Source organism: Streptomyces sp. NBC_00341, from assembly GCF_041435055.1.
GTDB lineage: Bacteria > Actinomycetota > Actinomycetes > Streptomycetales > Streptomycetaceae > Streptomyces.
Genome location: NZ_CP108002.1, coordinates 3135779 through 3152404 on the forward strand (window position 1 = coordinate 3135779; position 16626 = coordinate 3152404).

Genomic DNA, 16626 nt, shown 5'->3' on the forward strand with positions numbered 1-16626 from the left:
TTCAGCGCCGGTCGGGAGCGCGGTCGTACGTCAGGAACATCGCCCCGCTGTCCAGGACCTGGTGATCCGTGAGCGTCCAGGCGTTCGGGCTGAACGTCGCCTTGTCGGAGAAGAGCGGGATGCCCGCGCCGATGGTCATCGGGCTCAGCTTGACGATCAGGGTGTCGATCTCGGAGTACAGGGCGCCCGCGAGTTCCCCGCCGCCGACCAGCCAGATGTCCTTGCCCTCCGCCCGCTTCAGCTCCCTGACCCGGGCCACCGGGTCGTCCGCCACGACCTCCACCGCGGGGTCCGGGCTCTCGCCCAGGGTCCGGGAGAACACGATGTGCCGCAGATGCGGGTAGGCGTCGGTCACGCCGGCCTTGAGCCCGATCCCGTAGGACCTGCGGCCTTCGAGGACGGTGTCGAAGTGCGTGCCCGGCGCGGAGATGGACAGCGCGGTACGGGCCGGGCCCGGCAGGGTCTCCGGGTACTCGGCGATCATGTGCCCGATGTAGTCCTCCGGGATCGGCCAGAATCCGTCCGGACCGGTGGGGTCGGCGCCGTCCGGGCCGGCGATGAAACCGTCCAGGGTGGCGGCGATGTAGTACACGAGCTTGCGCACGGAGGGCCTTTCGTCCACGGCGGCCGCCACGGGGCGGGCGGTCCTCGGCGCTCATGATCAGACAGACCCGCCCGCCGTGCAACGGGAATCGAGGCTTCCGCCCGCCCCGCCCCAGGGCACCCCCTGCACCCCGGGGCGGGGTGCAGGGGGCCTTCTCAGCAGTACGGGAGGCCGGGCGCCGGGTCCACGCTGGTGAAGACGCGGGACGCCGGGATGTAGCCGTAAGCCCCGTGGTCGTCGCCGTTGGTGTAGTACCAGACGTTGTTGCCGCCGCTGTGCTTCTCGCCTCGCACGTAGCACTTGAACCAGCTGTATGTGCTGCGCAGCGTGTCGACCTGGGTGATGCGGTTGCCGCAGGTGGCCGAGGGCTCGGTGCACGGGTGGTTGAGCAGGCCGGTCGGTGCGTAGTTGCCGCAGTTCATCCCCGAACTGCCCCCGGAGCAGCCGGCGGCGTGGGCCGCCGGGCTCCCGAGGACGAGCGTGCCGGCGATCAGTGCGGAGCCTGCGGCGAGTCGGCTGAGGTTCTTGAGCGTGAGCATGGTGTCCCCCGTTTGCTCGGGTCGGTCAGTGACTACGTCAACCCTGGGGCCGCTGCCGCGCCCTCGGCCCGTGTTTCGACGAGCGTGCAATAAGAGCGGCGGATTCCGGACAGCGGGGGACGATCAGGACTTCTGCTGCCCTCGCACGGCGTCCAGCGCCGGGGTGATCACCGCGAAGGCCTGGACGATGAGGTCGGCCGGGTCCTCCGCCCCTTCGCTCGCGCTCCACCGGTGCAGTACGGCGTCGAAGGCGTTCAGCGCCATTCCGGCGGCCAGCCTCGGATAGAGGCCGGATTCCGCCTCCGGACCCGGGCGCCGGGCCAGCTCCTGCGCCAGGTCGTCACGCCACTGCGCCTGGCGTTCCAGGAAGCGGGCGAGCAGGGCGGGGGTGCGCAGGATCAGCTGGACGACGCGCAGCGCCCTGTCCGAGTCGGCGTCGACGGCGCAGGCCGCGAGGGGGACGCGGACGGCGTGCAGCAACGCGACGGACGGCGGTTCCTCTGCGGGGCGGGCCGCGAGCTCCGCGCGGATACCAGTACCCATGTCGGCCAGGAAGCGGACGACGACGTCCTCCTTGGACGCGAAGTACCGGAAGAACGTCCGCTTGGACACGCCCGCAGCGGTCACGATCTCGTCGATCGTCACCGCGTCGAACCCCTTCGACGCCAGCAACTGCAGTGCGGCTTCGGTCAGTTCTTCGGAGACGAGCTGACGCTTGCGCTCGGCCATCGTCACTTCGGGGCGGGTACTCACCCACTCAGGGTACTTCATGCCCCCAATGGCACTCAGTAGCATCTTGACACTAAGTGCCACCAGGGGCAGTCTGTGCCGCATGACGCAGCGGCAGGAGCAAGGGCAAGAGCAGAGGCAAAAGCAGGAGCAGCAGGGGCGCGGGCAGGGACAGGGACAGGGGCAGGGGCAGGGGCAGGGACGGCGGAATCGGCAACGGCGGCGGTGGACCTCCGAGCTGATCCCGGACCAGACCGGCCGGGTCTTCGTCGTCACCGGCGCCAACAGCGGACTCGGCCTGGCCACCACCCGCGCGGTCGCCCGCCGGGGAGCGCACGTGATCCTCGCCGTCCGCGACGAGGACAAGGGCCGGCGGGCAGTCGCCGGGATCACCGCGGAGCACCCGGACGCGAGCCTTGAGGTGCGGCGCCTCGACCTCGCCGACCTCGACTCGGTGCGCGCCTTCGCCGCTGTGGTGCGCACCGCCCATCCGCGCCTGGACGTGCTCGTCAACAACGCCGGGGTGATGGCACCGCCCCGGTCACTGAGCCCGCAGGGCCACGAGTCGCAGTTCGCGTCCAACCATCTCGGCCACTTCGCGCTGACCGGGCTGCTCCTCGACCTGCTGACCCCGGGCATCGATCCCGTCGTGGTCACGGTGAGTTCGGCCAACCACCGCAAGGCGAGCCTCTTCTTCGACGACCTCACGGGCGAACGCCACTACTCACCGATGGGGTACTACAACCAGTCGAAGCTCGCCAACGCCGTCTTCGGCCACGCGCTCCACCGCCGGCTCGGCGAAGCGGGCAGCCCGGTACGCAGCGTGCTCGCCCACCCCGGCTACACCGCGACCGGTCTCCAGACCGACGGGCCCGTCGGCCCGGTGAAGCTGCTGTTCGGCCACCTCCTCACCCCCCTCGCCCAGAACCCGGCCCAGGGCGCGCTGCCACAGCTGTACGCGGCCACGGACCCGAGCGTGGCGGGCGGCGAGTTCATCGGGCCGGACGGCATGGCGGAACTGCGCGGCGGGCCGACGCGGGTGGAGCTGTCCGCCGGGGCCGCCGACGCCGCGACCGGCCGCCGGCTGTGGGAGCTCTCGGAACGGGCGACGGGCGTGCGGTACGTGTTCCCCACCCCTGCCTGACGTCCCTCCCCGCCCGCCCCGCCTCTGCCTGACGGGTCCCTCCCCGCCCACCCCGCCACGGCCGCTTCGGGCCCGTCCGGGCGGTTTCCGCCCGGCACGGGCGGGGGAACGCGCAGAGTGGGGCGTATGACGACACCCGCAGAGCTGCTCCGCTCCTTCGCCCGCACCCGCGCCTCGCTCGACGGCGAGGAGGTCACGTACTGGTGGTCCGGCGACGTGTACGCCTGGTCCCCCGACGAGCCCTACCAGCGCGTCTTCGGCTTCGAGGGGCTCAACGTCTCCCGCCTCGTCCAGGATGCCGACGCCGGTCCCGACGCCTACCAACTCCTCACCCGTGAGGCCGCCTTCTACCTGGACCCCGCGAGCCGCGAGATCCTGGAGACCTGGCAGGACCTGCCCGTGGTGCACGTCTGGAACGACCCGGCGAACCAGAAGTGGCGCCCCTTCCCGGTCCCGGTGACCGAGCTGGGCGGGCAGGTCTGCTTCAGCCTGGAGATCCCGCTCGCCTACCCCTCACCGCTGCCGGTGGCCCAGTACCCCGTCCACTCGGCCGGTGACACGTACAAGGCCCTGGAGCTCTTCCAGTTCTTCGCCGACCGGGCAGAGCTGGCAGGACCGGCACCCAGCGTGCCGGCCACCATGTCGTGGACCCGGATGTCCCCGTGGCTCCCATGGATGGCACGCGGTCAGCGGCCCGGTGGCCTCACCTACCACTGCCGGGGCCGCAAGCTCGGCTCGTACGCCGAGGTCCCCGAGCGGACCCGGGCCTACATCGCCGCCCACCACCCGGAGTTCGCCCACGCGCCGGAGAAGTGGAGCGAGCCGAACGAGACCAGCTGGACGTACTTCCGCAAGCTCAACCCGCCGCAGTAGCAGCCGGACCGGCCCCGGCCCCCGCATCGGCGCCGGCACCCGTACCCGCATTCACACCCACACCCACACCCGCATCCTCCGAGCGGAGCCGGGCATGGAGGTGCACGTCGTGCCGGCCGTCCGCGTGCAGCCACGCCCCGCGCCGGATGCCCTCCACCTCGAATCCGGCCTTGACCGCCACCCGGCAGGACGCGTGGTTGGCGGTCGCGTGTTCCAGCTCGATGCGGTGGAAGCCGCGCTCGTACAGCGCCCACCGGGTGACGGCCTCGGCCGCCCGGGGGCACAGGCCCCGGCCGCGGGCCGACGGGACGGTCCAGTAGGCGAGTTCGGCCGAACCGCCCTGCAGATCGAAGGACTTCAGGGCGACCCGTCCCAGCAGCGCGTCGCTCTCCGCGTCGACGAGCGCCCAGTGGGCGCCCCGCTCGGACGGCCATTCGCTCCGCCACGTCTCGATCCAGCCCCGCGCCTCCGCCTCCGAGTCGGCCCGCCGGACGTGCCAGTGCTGGATCGCCGGGTCCCGGAACGCCTCCCGTACCGCGTTGGCGTCGGTGAGCAGCCAGGGGCGCAGGGCGGCCTCGGTGGCGACGGGCAGGGTGGGCTGACCGGTCGCGGCCAGCGCACCGGCGGGTATCGCGGGAGCAACCAGGTACGGCATGACGGGAATTGTCACAGACGGGGCCCGCCGAGTACCTGCCTCGGCCCGGCCCGGCCCGGCTCGACTCGGCTCGGCTCGACTCAGCTCTGCTCGGCCCGGAAGCTCCGGCTCTCCAAGGACTGTCCCGGCCCGGATTTGGATAAGGTGCCGTTTCGACAGCAGCGCTCTGCGGGGGAGATACGAGTTCATGAGCGGTCAGCAGCCAAACGGGGGCAGCGGCTCCCAGGTCTTTCAGCCACTCACAGCCGACGATCCGGCGACCATCGCCGGATACCGGCTGGCCGCCAAGCTCGGTGCGGGCGGCATGGGCAAGGTGTACCTGTCGTACACGCCCGGCGGGCGGCCCGTGGCCATCAAGGTGATCCGGCCCGAGTTCGGTGAGGACCCCGAGTTCCGGCGGCGGTTCGCCCAGGAGGTGCAGTCCGCGCAGCGCGTGCAGGGGCTGTTCACCGCGCCGGTCATCGACGCGGACACCAACGGCGCGCAGCCGTGGCTGGCCACCGCCTACGTGCCGGGGCCCTCGCTCGCCGACGCGGTCGTCGCGCACGGGGCGCTGCCGGTCGAGGCGGTGCTGCTGCTGATCGCCGGTATGGCCGAGGCGCTGCACGTCATCCACGGCGCGGGCATCGTGCACCGCGATCTCAAACCGTCCAACGTGCTGCTCGCCGCCGACGGGCCCCGCGTCATCGACTTCGGCATCGCGTACGCGGCCGACGCGACCTCGCTCACCGGCAGCGGCGTCACCATCGGCACCCCGTCGTTCATGGCCCCCGAGCAGGCCGCCGGGCGCCGGGTCACCCCGGCCACCGACATCTTCGCCCTCGGCCAGGTCGCGGCGTTCGCGGCGGCGGGAGCACCCGCCTTCGGGGAGGGGACCTCGCACGGGGTGCTCTACCGGATCGTCCACGAGGAGCCCGACCTCAGCCGCGTACCGGAACGGCTGATGGAGCTGGTCAGCCGGTGCCTGGCCAAGGACCCGGAGGCCAGGCCCTCGGTCGCCGAGGTCATCGAGCTGTGCCAGACCGCGAACGCGGAGACGGTGCTGCGGCGCCCCGAGGACTGGCTGCCGAGCCCGGTCGCCGCCGACATCACGGTACGGGCGGCGGCCCCGGCCCCCGCCCAGACCCCGCCGCCCCCGGCCACGCCTCCCGGCCGGGCCGCCGGATACTCACCGACCACTCCGGCGGCGCCGAGCACCCCGCCCCCGGGGTTCGGTCCGGCTCCCACGCCGCCGCCCGGCCAGTACGCCGAGACGTCCCAGGGCTCCTATCCCCTCCAGCCGCCGCACGCGCAGCCGACTCAGCCCGCCCATCCCGCCCAGCAGTACCCCACCGGTCCTCAACCCCAGGCCCAGCACCAGACCCCGGCCCACACGCCAGGGCCGTACCCCGCGCAGGCGCAGGCCTACCCCGGGCAGCAGCCACCCCAGGGGCACCAGACCCACCCCACGCCCCACCCAACACCCCAGCCCGCGAAGGGCCGGCGCGGCCGGATCGCCGTCATCGCCATCGCCGCGGCGGTGGTCTTCGCCGTCGCGGGCGCCGGAGCGGCGTACTACGTGCTCAAGGACGACGGCAAGGAGACGCAGAACAACGCCTCCCCGAAGACCAGCACCTCCCCCAAGGCCAACGCCTCACCGGACGCGACCGATTCGTCGTCGGGCGGTGACAAGGGCAGCGAGACCGATGCCGAGCCGACGCCCCAAGCCGACCCCGAGCCCGCCGAGTACAAGTCCATCAACCTCACCGAGGGTTACCACCTGACGCTCGGGGACGAGGACCTCCGGCCCCAGGAGGGCGAGGACGCGGGGTACGAGCTGTCCTACGACAGCGGCGGGTACCTCGACGCGGAGAGCGACGAGGGGAAGCTGATCCTGCTCAATCCGGGGCAGGAGGGCTCGCTGGACGTCTGCCGCGCGGACACCCGGTTCGCGAAGAACATCCCCTTGGAGAAGCTCACCAAGGGGCGCCAGGTCTGCATCATCACGGGCACGGGACACATGGGCCTGCTGACGTACCAGGGCCACTCGCCGGAGGACTCGCCCAGTACGTACATGACGGTGGACGTGACCGTCTGGCGCAACGCGGACAGCTGAGCGAGCGGGTGAGGGGCGGCGGGGCGGACTCCCCCTGCTCGCCCCTCACCCGCGGTGCCGGCTACCTCCGCGCCTGCGCCCCGCCCAGCAGCTCCCGCTCCACATGGGCCGATACCACCCAGTTCGGCGCGTCCACGATCTCGGAGATCTTCAGGTCCGCCGCCACGCTCGCCAGCAGGTAGGCGTCCTGCGGGACGAGCCCCGTCCGGGCCGAGATCTCGTCGATCAGCGCGCGGACCGCGTCCTTCGCCGCCTCCATCAGGTCCGGTCCGATGCCCGTCGTGGCCAGGGCGGCGCCGGTCCTGGCGCTGACCGGGTCCGTCTCGATCACCGGTGTACGGGGCGCCGCGCCCTTGCGGACGTCCACCCGCAGCCGCGCCGTCGCCCGCGTCTCGATGCCCGTACCGCAGACCTCTCCGTCGCCCATCGCGGCGTGCGCGTCGCCCGCCGAGAGCAGGGCGCCCGGCACCCCGACGGGCAGGATGAGCCGGGCGCCGGGGCCGATGTGGCGGATGTCCATGTTGCCGCCCCAGCGGCGGGGCGGGATGACCGAGTGCCGTCCGGGCTCCGGCGGGGCGACGCCGGTGGTGCCGATCATCGGCACCACCGGGATCCGCAGGCCGGGCAGCAGTTCGGCGTAGCCGCCGGTGATCGTCGAGATGCGCAGGTACGGGTCGGGGAAGTCGTCGGTGAGCAGCCCGAACCCGGGCAGGCAGGCCGTCCAGCCCCACTCCCCGACCTGTACGTCGAGGACGTCGACGACCAGCGCGTCACCGGGCTCGGCCCCGGCCACGTACAGGGGGCCGGTGACGGGGTTGAGGGTGCCGAAGTCGAGCTCGGAAAGGTCTGCGGCGGTCGATCCGGCGGCCAGCTGGCCGCCGCTCGCGTCCTGGAACTCCAGGACCGCCTCGTCGCCGGGGTCGAGCGTGGCGACGGGCTTGACCGTCCGGTCCCAGGCGTGGTGCACCTGTCCGCGGTGGATGCTGAAGTCACTCATGAACGGCGGGGCCTCCAGGTCGGGTTCGGTGCGATGCGGTGCGTGCGTTCGTCGGCGCGTGCGCTGCCTCGGCCGGCGGGGGCTGCCGTCCGCACGGCACCGCCGATCCTGGCGCGGCCGTGCGGGTTGCACAACACAGCCGGTCCGGGGCGGCCCGTACCGCGGCCTGACCCACATGGCCGAAGGCGGGCCCATGAGGCGGTTCCCGTTCGGGTGAGCACGTACCGCGTGCGAGTGAATCCGTGGCCCGGCGGGGCCGCTGCGGGGCCAGACTCTGGCCGGAACGATCTTGTTTCGTTCCGATCCGGTCCCGGTCGAACCGTGCCGGCCCGGCCAGGCCCCGGTCCAACCGTGCGGCGAACCGCACGGCGAACCCCACAAGGAGTTTCCCCACCATGCGACTTCGTACCACTGCTGCCGCCGCCCTCGGCGCGCTCGCGCTCGTCGTCAGCCTCCCCGGCTCCGCGAACGCGGCTGCGGCCGAAGGCCAGTTCGCGTACACGTACACCACCACGGCGGGACACCGGCAGGCGGTCGTCCTGCTCGACCCGCCCAGCCGGGAGTGCGTCACCCTGCCCGGAGTGGCCGACACGCACACCTCGGAGCCCGCCGACAAGCCCTGGAACAACACCGGTTCGACCGCGACGGTCTTCACCGGCCCGGACTGCGACGGCGCCCACTACACCCTGCGGCCCGACGGCGGCCACGCCTCCAGCCGGCTCAAGCTCCGGTCGGTCGTCTTCAGCTGATCCGGCTGCGGTCGTACCGTGGCGGGGCGGCGGGAAGGAGCAAGGCCGGGCGGCCGATATTCACGGGCGGGTATCCGGCCGCGCCGGTAGCTTGCGGGGATGCCTTCCTCACCCCGCCTCGTCACGGTCACGTCCGACAACGTCGAGGACGCCTGCGCCCTGCGGGTCCGCCCCGACCAGGACGGACTCGTGAAGCCGGTCGCCTGGTCCCTGGCCCAGGCGTACGCCTCGCCCGAGACCGCGTGGCCCCGGCTGATCGTCGACGACGGGCGGATCGTCGGCTTCGTGATGGCCTTCCTCGACGTGCGCTTCCACCCCGGGGAGCCGGGCGACCGGCCGCGCTCCGGGCTCTGGCGGCTGAACATCGCCGCCGGACAGCAGACCCGGGGCTACGGACGGTTCGCGGTGGAGGCCGTCAACGACGAGCTGCGCCGACGCGGGCAGACACGTACGACCGTCTCGTACGTGCCCGGCGAGCACGGGCCCGAGGGGTTCTACCGAAAGCTCGGATTCCGGACGACCGGCGAGCTCAGCGGCGACCAGGTGGTGGCCGAACTGCAACTGGCACCGAACCCGGCCCTCCAGCGGTAGGGCAGGCCGGGGGCCGTGCGGATACGGGAATCATCGGCCGGGTCCGTACAGCTACGGGATACGGATACGGGTACGGATACGGAGTAATCAGCAGGCCGTCAGACCGGGTGCGGACGACCGGGGTTGTCGGCCAGCAGCGGGAAGAGCCTGGTGACCGCCGCCACGGCCACGGCGTCTGCGGGGCGCGCCCCCGGGTGGTCCTCGCGCTCGCGGTAAACAGCCAGCAAGTCGCGCACGGTGGAGGCGAGTTCGGCCATCTCCGCCGGGGTGATGTGAATGACGGCACTGAACGAATCGTCTTGCCGCCACTCGGCCGGCGCCCGGTCGCGGTGGCTCAGCCAGTGTTGGTAGCTCTCGTCCTCCAGTCCGCGTGCGAGCGCGTCGAACTCGGCCTCGCCCTCCTGACCCGGTTCGCGGGAGGGCTCCCAGCGCAGCCGCCACGGCCGCACCCGGCCGCCCTTGTGCGGGGCCTCCTCGATGAGGCCGTGCGCGGCGAGTTGGCGCAGGTGGAAGGAGCAGAGGCCGGAGCTGTGGCCGAGGCGGGCGGCGGCCTCGGTGGACGTCACCGTGCCGGCCTCCGCGAGCAGATCGAGCAGGGCTACCCGGACGGGGTGGTCCGGGAGCGGCTTGCGGGCCCGGTACGGCAGCGGACCCGTGGACCCGGCCTGACGCTTTTCATCGCTCATTTTGCAAAGGGTGCTACTTTGCAAAGCGTTCGGTCAAACCGGCCGCCCGTCGGCTGTCCAGGCCGCCCCCGGCCGACTCCCTTGTGCGCGGAAGGCGTTGATCATCCCCATGGCCGCTCGGTTCGATGACACCTCGCAGGACCGCCGGGTACGCGTGCAGGGCGTACCCGTCGACTCCTTTCCCCGGTTCGCGCCGGAGACCGAACGGGGCTCGGTGCGCCGGATCACCGTCGTCGGTGAGGAGATCCTGCGCCGCCCTTGCCGGGAGGTCACCGAGTTCGGCACCCCCGAACTCGCCCGGCTGGTCGACGACATGTTCGCCACCAACCAGGTGGCGGAGGGCGCCGGACTCGCCGCCAACCAGGTCGGTGTGGACCTGCGGCTGTTCATGTGGGACATCACGGACGACTGGGGGGTGCGCCATGTCGGGCACATCGCCAATCCCGTCCTGGACGAGGTGCCGCCCGAACAGCGCAGGCTGGTCGAGGAGTCCGAGGGGTGTCTGTCCGTCCCGGGCCCCTACCGGATGGTGTCGAGGCTGGACCGTACCGTCGTACGCGGCCGGGACAAGGACGGCGATCCGCTGGTCATCGAGGGCCGGGGCTACTTCGCCCGCTGCCTCCAGCACGAGACGGACCACCTGCGCGGCCACCTCTATCTGGACCGGCTCGCCCAGCGCGACCGGAAGACGGCCCTGCGCGAGATGGACGCCGCCAAGGAGGAGACGTTCGCCCGGCGCGCCGCGCGGGCGGCGAAGCTGGGCAAGTGACCTCGGGCCGTCAGCGGTAGTCCTCCGGGTGGCCCTGCATCCACGAGTTGATGCGGTCGCGGGTGCTGACCAGGTCCTTGAAGTGCTTCTCCAGATTGGCCGTGGAGGTGTCACCGGCCAGTACGGTGCGCAGCGTCGCCGTCCACCCCAGGGGCTCCTTGAAGTGACCGGGCCCCTGCGGGTCCACCTTCATCGAGGCCTCCATGCCGGTGAGTTCCTCGTTCACCCGGCCCAGGAAGTAGGCGCAGTCCCCGGCGCCGGGGGTGCAGGTTTCCTGGAGGGTGGCCTGGAGACCGGCGAAGGCGTCCCGGACCTTCTCGGGGCCGGGGGTCGTGTACGCCGCCGCGTCACCGCCCGCCTCCGCGTCCCCCGCCTCGTCGCCCGCCGGCTCCGCGGCGGCCTCCGCCGACTCGTACACCGACGGGGCCACCTGCGGGACATCGGCCCCGGGCCCCTGCGACGTGGTCGCCTCCGAGCAGCCCGCCAGCGCGGTCACCAGAGCGGCCGCCACGGCCAGTACCGCCGCGTGTCTGCGGGCGTGGATGCGGATACGGTCGGTCACAGGAGGCCCCCCTCGTCGAATGGCCCAGACCTTACCCCGGACCGCTCAGCCCGTGATCAGCTTCTGGAGCGCGGGTGCGTAGAGGTCTGCGATGTGTTCCGGGGTGGCCAGGGCGCCGGCTCCCTCGCGGTGCAGGCTGAGGGTGGCGCCGAGGCCGAGCAGATGGCCGGCCAGCAGCTCGGCCCGCAGCACCCGGTCGGGGCCGGAGAGCCGGGCGGTCAGGGCGTCGGTGACCTGTTCGTGGAACCGGTCGCGCAGCAGCGAGCGTTCGTCCTGGTTGCCGAGGGAGAACACCACGCGCAGGAGCGGGTCCGAGTTGAGCTCGCGGCGCCGGGTCACCAGGGTGACGACCAGGTGGCGGCCCAGCCGGGCGAGCGGGGCGTCGAACAGTTCCGCGGCGGCCGGGCCGAAGTCGGCCACGGTGTTGAACAGCTCCTCCTTGCGGCCGAAGTGCTTGACCACCAGGGCCGGGCTCACCCCGGCGTCCGCGGCGATCTGGCGGATCGTCACCTCGGCGTACGGACGCTGGGTGAACGCCCGCCGGGCCGCGCGCAGGATCGCACCCCGTCCGGTGCCCGCGTCCGCGGACCCGGTGGCCGGTGCGGTGGCCTGGCCGCCGGTCATGCGCCCTCCTGGATCTGTGCTGTCCGTACACCGCCCTCGCGGATGCCCGGCGCCTTGCGGCTCTCCCCGACCGTACCCGCCCCGGCCTGCCGGTGGCCCGGCAGGAACAGTGTGACGACCAGCGCGGCGAGCGCCGCGCCCGCCGCGATCACGAAGACCAACTGGTACGCGTGGAGGGTCGGAGCCGTACGTCCCCCAGCCTGGAACGTGATGTTGGCCAGGACCGCGGCCACCGTCGCACTGCAGAAGGCCTGCCCGATCGACCGCATGAGGGTGTTCAGTCCGTTGGCCGCCCCGGTCTCACTGACCGGGACCCCGCGCATCACGAGGGCGGGCAGGGCCGAGTACGCGATGGCCGTGCCCGACGCGACGACGGTGGCTCCGGCGACGATCAGCCACAGGCTGTGGCTGGTGAAGAAGCGCACCCCGTAACCGAGGGCGATGATCCCGGCCGCCAGCGCCAGGCTGACCTTCGGGCCGCGCTTGGCGGAGATCCGCGCCGAGACGGGCGAGAGCGCCACCATCGCCACACCACCGGGCAGCAGGCACAGGCCGCTGACGACGAGCGAGGCGCCGAGCCCGTAACCGGTGGCCTTCGGCTCCTGCACCATCTGGGCGGTCACCAGCGAGTTCGCGTAGAACGCGAAGCCGATCAGCAGGGCGGCGATATTGGTGAGCAGCACGGCCGGGCGGGCGGAGACCCGCAGGTCGACCATGGGCGTCGCGACGCGGAGCTCGTACGCGCCCCAGAGCAGCGCCACCACGACCGCCGTCACGAGCAGGCCCACCGTCCGGACCGAACCCCAGCCCCAGTCGGCGCCCTGGGTGACCGCGAGCAGCAGGCAGACCAGTGCGGCGGACAGGCCCAGCGCGCCGACGGCGTCGAAGCGGCCCCGGCTGCGCAGCGGGGATTCCGGCACCCAGCGCAGGACCAGCGCGATGTCGATGAGTCCGATCACGCCGGAGACCCAGAACATCGTGTGCCAGTCGAAGTTCTCCACGACGACCGCGGCGATCGGCAGACCGACGGCCGCGCCGATCCCGAGCGTGGAGCTCATCAGCGCGACGGCGGACAGCACGCGCTCGGGCGGCAGCTCGTCGCGCAGGATGCTGATGCCCAGCGGTACGACGGCGATCGCAGCGCCCTGGAGGGCGCGGCCGGTGATCAGGACGCCGATGTGCGAGCTGACCGCGCAGAGCACCGAGCCCACCACCAGCACCGCGAGCGAGGCGACGAGCACCCGCCGCTTGCCGTACATGTCGCCGACCCGGCCCAGGACCGGGGTGAAGACCGCGCCGGTGAGGAGCGTGACGGTGACCAGCCAGCTCGCGGCGGCGGGGGTGGCGCCGGTCAGCTCGGGGATGTGCGGCAGCAGCGGGACGACGATCGTCTGCATGACCGCGACCACGACACCGCAGAACGCCAGCACGCCGACGGCGAAGCGGGGGTGCGGGGCCTGGACGGCGGGGGTGCCGGGATCGGCTGGGGCGGGTATGTCCGCGGGCATGGCTCTCCGTACGGTGCTCGGCGGCGAGGCAGGGGTGTACGTGCGTTCACCCCCGGAGTCCTAGGGTAAACGCACGTACACCCCCTCGGCGACGGGACGCCGGAAAGCCGCGTTAGCCTCGGATCCGGGATCGGGGCCCGAGAAGCGGCACCGGACGACGGACGCGAAGGTGAAGGTGGCCGCGATGGCGAGGATTCCGGCAACGGCAGTGGCGGCGAGCGGGCTGGTCGGCGGCTACGCGGTGGCGCGGTGGACCAGGAAGCGGCCGCTGGGCGGCGTCGCCCTGGCCGCGGCGGGCACCGCGGCGGCGTACGAGTGGAACCGGCGGGCCGGGACGCGCGCCGCCGTCGGGCTGACCACCGCGTACGTCGCCGCCTTCGCCGGATCGCACCCGCTCGCCAAGCGGATCGGTGCCTGGCCCGCGGTCTTCACCGTGGCGGGCACGGTGGCCGCCGCGTCCTGGGCGGTCACGCGGCGCGCGGCCTGAGCGGCGCCTTCCGGGGGGCGGGGCGCGGGGCGGGGCCCCGGGGGGACCGGGCGAGGCGCGGGTGAGCCCGTCCGGGGAGCCGGTTGTCCTCAATCGCCGGACGGGCTTGATTTGGCCGGCGGACGGGCTTGGTGGGCCCGCCGACGGGCGTACCTGAGCCGCCTCAGCCTCCCAGCGCTCGGGACACCGAATAGATCGCCAGGCCCGCCAGCGCGCCCACGACCGTGCCGTTGATGCGGATGAACTGCAGGTCGCGGCCGATGTGGGCCTCGATCTTCTTCGATGTCTGGTCCGCGTCCCAGCCGGCCACCGTGTCGCTGATCAGCGACGTGATCTCCGTCCGGTACGTCGTGACGACGTACACCGCCGCGTCCTCCAGCCAGCCCTCCAGCTTCGCCTGGAGGCGGCCGTCGGTCGCCAGGCGGGCGCCCAGGGACATCAGGGAGGCACGGGCGCGCAGCCGCAGTTCGCTCTGCTCGTCCTCTGCCGCCGCGATGACCATCGTGCGGACCGAGGACCAGGCGGACGCGATGACGTCCTGCACCTCGCCGCGCCCCAGCACCTCCGACTTCAGCCGCTCCACCCGGGCCCTGGTCTCCGAGTCCGTCTGGAGGTCGGCCGCGAAGTCCGTCAGGAACGTGTCGATCGAGCCGCGCGCCGGATGCCCCGGCATGTCGCGCATCTCCGTGAGGAAGCGCAGCAGCTCCTTGTAGACCCGCTCCCCCACCCGCTTGTCCACGAACCGCGGGGTCCAGCCCGGCGCGCCGCCCTGCACCGCGTCCATCACCGAGTCGCCGTGCAGCACCAGCCAGTCGTGAGCCCGGACACACACCAGGTCCACCACCTTGCGGTGGCCGCCGTCCGCGACGACCTTCTCCAGCATCTTGCCGAGACCCGGACCGATCTCCGCCGCGTTCGCCCGCCGGGTGATCGCCTCACCCACCACGGCCTGCACATCCGAGTCGCGCAGCACCGTCAGCGCACCGCGCAGCGCGGTCGACAGCTCGGCCGTGACCCGGTCCGCGTGGGCCGGTTCCGCGAGCCACGCACCGAGCCTGCCGCCGATGCCGAGGGAGTGGATCCGGTCCCGTACGACATCACCCGACAGAAAGTTCTCGCCCACGAAGGAACCGAGTGAGGCTCCAAGCTGGTCCTTCTTCGTGGGAATGATGGCGGTGTGCGGAATCGGCAGGCCGAGCGGACGCTTGAAGAGCGCCGTGACGGCGAACCAGTCGGCCAGCGCACCCACCATGCCCGCCTCGGCGGCCGCGGCGACGAAGCCCGGCCAGCCGCCCACCCCCTCGTTCTTCGCCCAGGTGGCAAGGACGTACACCAGCGCGACCAGCAGAAGGAGGCCCGTGGCCGTGGTCTTCATCCGCCGTACGCCGCGCCGCTTCTCCTCGTCCGCGGCGGTGTACGAGAACGAGGCCAGGGAGGCCGGGCGGCGGCTGCCCGCACCCCTGCCCCCCGGGCCCGCGCTCCCGCCCGTCTGCGCACCGGCCTCCCGCTCGCCGGGTCCGGTGCCTTCGATCCGTTCCATCCACTCCACCCGTCCGCGTACGCATCGTCCCCCGACGCCCCGTACGCATTGTCCTTACCCGACCTACTCCCGGGCCGCACGTTGAGTTCCCCGCGCCCTGCCGCATCATGGAACCGGCCCACGAACAGAGGAGAAACACCGCCCATGCCCAGGCGCCAGGGGTACGCCCTGCTCATAGCTCTCGTGACCGGCACCGCCGCGCTCGCCGCCGTCGTGGCGTTCGCCGGCTCGATGCTGTTCTCCGGGCCCCGGGCGAAGGCCTCCGCGTCCGCCGCGCCGCAGAGCACGGGCCGCCCGCCCGCGGCCCCGGCCCGCTCCGCCGGGCTCTGGCTCGCCACCTGGGCGGCCGCACCCGTCCTCGGCGCTCCCGACCCGAACCACGACCAGGACCTGACCCACCGCACCATCCGCAACGTCGTTCACACCAGCATCGGCGGCAACGCGGCCCGCGTCACCCTCTCCAACCTCTTCGGTACCCAGCCGCTGCTGATCGACAACGTCACCGTGAACACCCGCCCGGTGACCTTCCGCGGCGCCCCGGCCACCACCGTCGCCGCGGGCGCGAAGATCGTCAGCGACCCCGTCGTCGTCCCGGTCGCCGCCGACGCCGACCTCGTCGTCACCCTGCGCACCCCCCACGCGAGCGGACCGGTCACGGCACACCCCAACAGCCACCAGAGCTCCTACCTGGAGACCACGAAGGGCACCTGGCGCAGCACCGCCTGGCGCTACCTCACCGCCGTGGACGTGCGCAGCACGACCGCCACCGGAACCGTCGTCGCGCTCGGTGACTCGCTCACCGCCGGGACCGGCTCCACCACCGACGCGAACAGCCGCTGGCCCGACGTCCTCTCCGACCGGCTGAACGGCCGCTACGCGGTGGTCAACCAAGGCATCGGCGGCAACCGCATCCTGCACGACGGCATCGGGCCCCGCGCCCTGGACCGCTTCCAGCGCGACGCGCTGGACATCAGCGGCGCGAAGACCGTCATCATCGCCCTCGGCATCAACGACGTGCAGGGCTTCCCGCAGCAGACGGACCCGCGGCGGATCACGGACGCCCTGCGCGGCATGACGCAGCGGGCCCACGCGCGCGGGATGCGGGTCGTCGGCGCGACCCTGATGCCGTACAACGGCTACCGCAGCTGGACCCCCGCCCAGGACGCCGTACGCAACCGGGTCAACGAGACGATCCGGGCCGGCGGGGTCTTCGACCAGGTCCTGGACTTCGACCGCGACATGCGCGACCCGGGCCACCCGTACCGGCTGAACCCCGCCTACGACTGCGGTGACCACCTCCACCTGAACGACGCGGGCTACCAGCGCCTGGGCTCCCTGGTGGACCTGGCCGACCTGGTGAGCGTCCGGCCGTCGTCCGACGCGCTGTAAGGAACGGGCGCCGCAAGACGGGGCGAGGGACGGGGCGAGGGCACGCGGGACGGCAGGACGGGGGGACGGCAGGACGGGGGGACGG

At 72.6% G+C, this 16626-nt stretch carries 18 protein-coding genes; 8 read left to right on the forward strand and 10 right to left on the reverse strand.

Translation table 11 applies throughout. The annotated features are described in order from the left end of the window. Window position 1: 1 nt before the first annotated feature. The 3 genes from OG892_RS14005 to OG892_RS14015 form a co-directional block, all read right to left on the reverse strand. A complete protein-coding gene (locus OG892_RS14005) occupies window positions 2–604 on the reverse strand; it encodes a dihydrofolate reductase family protein (protein WP_371629329.1) in 603 nt (200 codons plus the stop codon). A gap of 155 nt (window positions 605–759) precedes the next feature. Then, on the reverse strand, window positions 760–1143 hold the full coding sequence (locus OG892_RS14010; protein ID WP_327337052.1) for a hypothetical protein: 384 nt from the start codon (window positions 1141–1143) through the stop codon (window positions 760–762). A gap of 123 nt (window positions 1144–1266) precedes the next feature. Next, window positions 1267–1914: a TetR family transcriptional regulator gene (locus OG892_RS14015; protein WP_371629330.1), complete on the reverse strand. Its 648-nt coding sequence runs from the start codon at window positions 1912–1914 to the stop codon at window positions 1267–1269. A gap of 61 nt (window positions 1915–1975) precedes the next feature. Here OG892_RS14015 and OG892_RS14020 point away from each other — a divergent pair, with 61 nt between their 5' ends. Both OG892_RS14020 and OG892_RS14025 read left to right on the forward strand, forming a co-directional pair. After that, on the forward strand, window positions 1976–3016 hold the full coding sequence (locus tag OG892_RS14020; protein WP_371629331.1) for an oxidoreductase: 1041 nt from the start codon (window positions 1976–1978) through the stop codon (window positions 3014–3016). Window positions 3017–3142: 126 nt separating this feature from the next. Beyond that, entirely contained in the window at window positions 3143–3889 is a 747-nt protein-coding gene (locus tag OG892_RS14025) for a DUF1838 family protein (protein WP_073738251.1), read from the forward strand. On the opposite strand, the gene OG892_RS14030 is transcribed toward OG892_RS14025, so the two are convergent. Continuing rightward, window positions 3873–4544, reverse strand: coding sequence for a GNAT family N-acetyltransferase (locus OG892_RS14030; protein WP_371629332.1), 672 nt, complete (start codon window positions 4542–4544; stop codon window positions 3873–3875). The two genes, OG892_RS14025 and OG892_RS14030, sit on opposite strands and share 17 nt — an antisense overlap. A gap of 187 nt (window positions 4545–4731) precedes the next feature. On the opposite strand from OG892_RS14030, the gene OG892_RS14035 reads away from it, so the two are divergent. Then, the gene (locus OG892_RS14035) at window positions 4732–6639 is read left to right on the forward strand and encodes a protein kinase (RefSeq protein WP_371629333.1); all 1908 of its coding nucleotides are present in this window, start codon (window positions 4732–4734) and stop codon (window positions 6637–6639) included. Window positions 6640–6700: 61 nt separating this feature from the next. On the opposite strand, the gene OG892_RS14040 is transcribed toward OG892_RS14035, so the two are convergent. Beyond that, the gene (locus OG892_RS14040; RefSeq protein ID WP_371629334.1) at window positions 6701–7636 is read right to left on the reverse strand and encodes an acetamidase/formamidase family protein; all 936 of its coding nucleotides are present in this window, start codon (window positions 7634–7636) and stop codon (window positions 6701–6703) included. 395 nt (window positions 7637–8031) lie between these two features. Between OG892_RS14040 and OG892_RS14045 the strand changes: the two genes are divergently transcribed. Continuing rightward, a complete protein-coding gene (locus OG892_RS14045; RefSeq protein WP_371629335.1) occupies window positions 8032–8385 on the forward strand; it encodes a hypothetical protein in 354 nt (117 codons plus the stop codon). A gap of 99 nt (window positions 8386–8484) precedes the next feature. Beyond that, window positions 8485–8976: a GNAT family N-acetyltransferase gene (locus OG892_RS14050; protein WP_073738246.1), complete on the forward strand. Its 492-nt coding sequence runs from the start codon at window positions 8485–8487 to the stop codon at window positions 8974–8976. A 98-nt stretch (window positions 8977–9074) separates the two neighbouring features. Here the strand turns inward: OG892_RS14050 and OG892_RS14055 are convergent, their stop codons facing one another. Next, complete coding sequence (locus OG892_RS14055) at window positions 9075–9662, reverse strand: winged helix-turn-helix domain-containing protein (RefSeq protein WP_371629336.1); 588 nt, start codon at window positions 9660–9662, stop codon at window positions 9075–9077. A 109-nt stretch (window positions 9663–9771) separates the two neighbouring features. Here OG892_RS14055 and def point away from each other — a divergent pair, with 109 nt between their 5' ends. Further along, window positions 9772–10431: a peptide deformylase gene (def, locus tag OG892_RS14060; RefSeq protein ID WP_371629337.1), complete on the forward strand. Its 660-nt coding sequence runs from the start codon at window positions 9772–9774 to the stop codon at window positions 10429–10431. Window positions 10432–10441: 10 nt separating this feature from the next. Here the strand turns inward: def and OG892_RS14065 are convergent, their stop codons facing one another. The 3 genes from OG892_RS14065 to OG892_RS14075 are packed head-to-tail and all read right to left on the reverse strand — an operon-like array spanning window position 10442 to window position 13125. Further along, window positions 10442–10993: a hypothetical protein gene (locus OG892_RS14065; RefSeq protein ID WP_371629338.1), complete on the reverse strand. Its 552-nt coding sequence runs from the start codon at window positions 10991–10993 to the stop codon at window positions 10442–10444. Window positions 10994–11038: 45 nt separating this feature from the next. Next, a complete protein-coding gene (locus OG892_RS14070; RefSeq protein ID WP_073738244.1) occupies window positions 11039–11617 on the reverse strand; it encodes a TetR/AcrR family transcriptional regulator in 579 nt (192 codons plus the stop codon). Then, complete coding sequence (locus OG892_RS14075) at window positions 11614–13125, reverse strand: MFS transporter (RefSeq protein WP_328696798.1); 1512 nt, start codon at window positions 13123–13125, stop codon at window positions 11614–11616. Before OG892_RS14075 ends, OG892_RS14070 begins: the two co-directional genes overlap by 4 nt. Before the next feature lie 184 nt (window positions 13126–13309). Between OG892_RS14075 and OG892_RS14080 the strand changes: the two genes are divergently transcribed. Then, window positions 13310–13612: a hypothetical protein gene (locus tag OG892_RS14080; protein ID WP_073738373.1), complete on the forward strand. Its 303-nt coding sequence runs from the start codon at window positions 13310–13312 to the stop codon at window positions 13610–13612. A gap of 163 nt (window positions 13613–13775) precedes the next feature. On the opposite strand, the gene OG892_RS14085 is transcribed toward OG892_RS14080, so the two are convergent. Then, entirely contained in the window at window positions 13776–15152 is a 1377-nt protein-coding gene (locus OG892_RS14085; RefSeq protein WP_371629339.1) for a DUF445 domain-containing protein, read from the reverse strand. 144 nt (window positions 15153–15296) lie between these two features. Here OG892_RS14085 and OG892_RS14090 point away from each other — a divergent pair, with 144 nt between their 5' ends. Then, entirely contained in the window at window positions 15297–16541 is a 1245-nt protein-coding gene (locus OG892_RS14090; RefSeq protein ID WP_371629340.1) for an SGNH/GDSL hydrolase family protein, read from the forward strand. Window positions 16542–16626 lie beyond the last annotated feature (85 nt).